We start from the raw sequence: 3,507 nt of genomic DNA, 5'->3' as shown, positions 1-3,507 counted from the left end.
TCGGCTCTGCGCTCGTCGCGGTCGGGGTCGATGACCGTCAGGATCCGTTTCCCGGCGGCGGTGAGCTGGGTCGCATCGAGGTGGGCGGCCTCGACGAGCAACCGTTCTTCCGCATCAGCTCGCAGGGTGGGGTTGGTGGGGAGCTGGTCGATCGCCGCACAGATCACCCCGGCCTGGACGCCGGAGACGTGGCCGGCTTCCAGCGCGGCCAGGGTGGCCTCCCGCTCACCGACCAAGAGTTGGGCGTGGACCACGGCGCGGTGTGCGGCGCCACGGGTGATCCCGGCGGTGTGGGCGTACCACTCACCGGTCGAGGCCCACGCCAGCTTCTTGCGGGCCAGGTCACGTGTCGCGATCTCACCGAGCAACCGCGCCTGGAGCGCGGCGAGGTGCGCCTCGACCTCGATCAACGCACCCAGGCCCTCGACCAGGTCCGCGTCCGAGACCGCTGCCCACAATCGCCCACCCAGCGGGGCCAGCTGCGCATCAGCGCAACCGATCACCGCAGCCGGGGTGGAACTAACGGGGCAGAGCATCAGGGTGCCTTGCAGTCGAGCTGCGCCCGGGTATCTCTCCACGGGACTTATCAAGGACCTTGATGCAAGGCGTCACAGAATGACGAGCCCCGGCAGCACACCCGGAGGACTCCTGCATCGGTGCGACCTGAGCCGCGTGCTACATCTATTAGAACATGTGCCCAGTGGAACAGCAACCCATTCCACAGGGTCATTCGCGGTGGAAAGTCGGGCCCCAAACGCGCTGTCCGCGGCAGATGAGTGCGTTCCGATTTGCTCGGCTTGGGACTAGGGCCCGCCCGACGGTCGAGTTCCTCGACCATGCCGACTTGTTGAGTTTCACGCCCGACGTGGCAGGCCGAGTTCCTCTCGAAGGTTTTCGAGGGTCTCGCGGTCATCGGCCGTTCCCCCGTGCGGGGCCTGCAACCAGGTGGCACCGATGTTGACCTCGTCGAGCCGCCACTCAAGCGCGAACATATCGACCATCGTGTCGTTGCCGACGCCCACGGTTCGCAGGTCGCGCTCGGCGGGAGCCAGCATGAGGGACTCCCAGTCGACGAGGCGTAGGCCGTCCGAGGTCAGCAACTGATTGTGAATGCCTGGCTGGCCGTGCGTCGTGACCCACGGGCGAGAGCGGGCCACGTCAGCCAGCCGGTGGTACTCCGCTACCCAACCTTCGATCTCGTCCAGTCGTCCTGCAATCGCGGCCCGAGCCCGTTCGCCAAATGGACCAGCGCCCCACGGCCGCCTTACGGCGTCGGTGAGGCGATCGGCCAGGTCGGAATCGACGAGGGGAGCCCACCGGCGCAGACCCGGTGGCGGGGTTACGGCATGGAGGGAGTCGAGCATTGCAGTGGTTGCTACGACGTCGAGGATGGCTGGTCGAACGCCATCGAGCCACGGTGTGACGCTCAGTGCATGCCCCACGAGAGGCACCACCCATGGCTCGAGGTTCGCGTTCGCGAAAGCGAACCCAAGTGCCGCGGCGGCGCCGTAGGTCGCTCCCAGTGACGTGAGGTCGTGACGGAAGCCGAGGCCCTCGAGCGTCACGAACAGCCGGGGCTCGCCCCGCCATGACGCGCACCAGTGGTGACCACCGAAGCCGACTGGGAGGTAGGTAATCGCGTCCACGTCCACCTTCCACCATTCGCGGACTGCAGCGAGCACCGTCGTGTCGTCGACGACGTCAGGGCGTTCATACATGAGCGATCAGCGATTCAGCGATCAGCGAACTGCGAGCGGCGATCGATCGACAGGGGTACCGGGGCGAGGAAGGCCTTAGGCCAAAGTCCAACGTGCTGTCCGACATGGACGCCATCCCTTCACAGTCGCCTCATCTCTAGACACCACACAACCATGCCGATAGTCGAGTCGAGTGCGGTTCGAGCGTTCGGTCGACAGTCCGCTCATCGGCACGACATCGCACTGGCCATGATCGGGCGTTCTTTCAGTTCCGCTGCCCCCGCGGGTCGGCTCTCAGCGCACTCCTCGTAAGACCTGCTCTGCCACGGCGTGCACCGACAGGTGGCTGGTATCAGGGGCCGGCGAATCTGAGTGCGACTGTGCGCGTTGCTGCGCTTCAAAGGATTCCCTAGCGACGCGGTATGCGGCGGCGTCGTCAAGGTCACTCAGGGTGTCTCCGGCGAGACGGGCAGTGTTCCGACCCTTGCGCCGACCTCGGATTCGTGTTGTAAGCGCCGACTCAGTTGCGATGAGCCGAAACCACGTCAGACGAGTCTCGCGAAGAGCGGACCTGTAAATATCTGCTTGGTCGGCACTGTCTACGGGGCCGTTGAGTAGGAGCAGGTGCGCCCCCGCGGCAAAGTGGACGGGCCATAGGGCGGCGAGTGTTGCGGCTTGCAGTTCATGATTGACCGGCCCGCCATCGCGCCCGAGGAAGCCGATCTGGCGCAGGTCAATAAATGCTGTTCGTGTGCCGTGATCACGGAGGGTCATGAATGCGGTCCAAGCGACGCTCGACTTGCCGACGCCGGGGGTGCCGCCGATAAGAATGGCGTCTCCAGATGGCCTGATTCCCGGCTTCGGCTCCTGCTCGTCACCGGCCCCTCGTCGGTTGTCCTCGGTGTGTCGAGCAACTGTGGCTGCTGCGATTACCCTGCGAGCAATCTCGTTCGGTGGCACACCGGCCGCAACGACCACCGGAGTCTCCGAGTTCGCGGCTTCGTATGCCTGCACGTCTTCCAGGACCTCTTCCCATCCTGCGTTGTCAACGCCGCGTGCGTCCATCCGCGCTTTGAGTTCTGTCAGGTCAACGGTGAGGCGGACCATGGATAGTTGGAAGGGGGCCATGAGGTCGATGTAGAACGGCATGATGTCGGGGTTCAAGACTCCGGAGACGACCAGCCACTCGGCGCCTTGTCGCTCGTACTCACCGGCCACTGCTGCCAGCGCATAACCAGGCGAGGCGCTCCGCGTACGGGTCGTTGTCCGGTGCGGGGTAGACCATGCCGAGTTGATCGATATCGACGTATGCAGTCTCCGCGCCATCACGGCTGAGAGCGTTCAGTGCCTCCCATGCGGTTGTTGATTTCCCCACTCCGGGGGGTCCGAACAACCACAGAACGCGCATGCCGAGATGATCGGCCCAGCAGGACTCGTGTGCAACTGAGAATGCAGCCACGTCTTCAGACTGGGGCACGACAAAGGATCTCGTCCTTTGTCGACCGTCGCTGCCGCCATGCGCGAGGGCGGCCAGCGCGCCCGACTCTCGGCAGAGTGTCCTGCGGCTACCGGCGCGCCGCGTAGACCCGTCGTACGACGTCCTCGACGTCGGGCTCGTCGACGGTCAAGTCGAGCACCTCTACCTGCTCGGAGACCGCGGCGAGCACTCTGGCCGCGGTGGTGCGTTCGGGGTCGAAGGCCAGCCGCTGGCGCAGGCCGCCGCCCTCGCTGCCGAGGTGCTCGGTCTCATCGATCCCGACCAGGTCGCGTGTCGAGGTGGCCAGGTCGACCACGAGCACGCGGCGTGCCC

At 65.5% G+C, this 3,507-nt stretch carries 3 protein-coding genes and 1 pseudogene; all 4 read right to left on the bottom strand.

Going from position 1 to position 3,507, the window contains the following annotated elements:
- The coding region (locus H7290_RS02540; RefSeq protein WP_290512444.1) for a DUF222 domain-containing protein at positions 1-536 on the bottom strand (536 nt) is incomplete at its 3' end.
- 318 nt (positions 537-854) lie between these two features.
- Positions 855-1,718, bottom strand: coding sequence for a hypothetical protein (locus tag H7290_RS02535; RefSeq protein ID WP_290512443.1), 864 nt, complete (start codon positions 1,716-1,718; stop codon positions 855-857).
- 273 nt (positions 1,719-1,991) lie between these two features.
- A complete protein-coding gene (locus H7290_RS02530; RefSeq protein ID WP_290512442.1) occupies positions 1,992-2,915 on the bottom strand; it encodes a hypothetical protein in 924 nt (307 codons plus the stop codon).
- A gap of 347 nt (positions 2,916-3,262) precedes the next feature.
- Positions 3,263-3,507, bottom strand: a pseudogene (locus H7290_RS02525) (methionine ABC transporter ATP-binding protein); the annotation flags it as partial.

It is taken from the genome of Aeromicrobium sp. (assembly GCF_014378035.1).
GTDB lineage: Bacteria > Actinomycetota > Actinomycetes > Propionibacteriales > Nocardioidaceae > Aeromicrobium.
This window is presented reverse-complemented; position numbering and strand designations above follow the sequence as displayed.

Coding starts and splice junctions, on each gene's coding strand:
- H7290_RS02535 (WP_290512443.1), bottom strand. CDS start 1,718: ATGTATGAACGCCCTGACGTCGTCGACGACACGACGGTGCTCGCTGCA.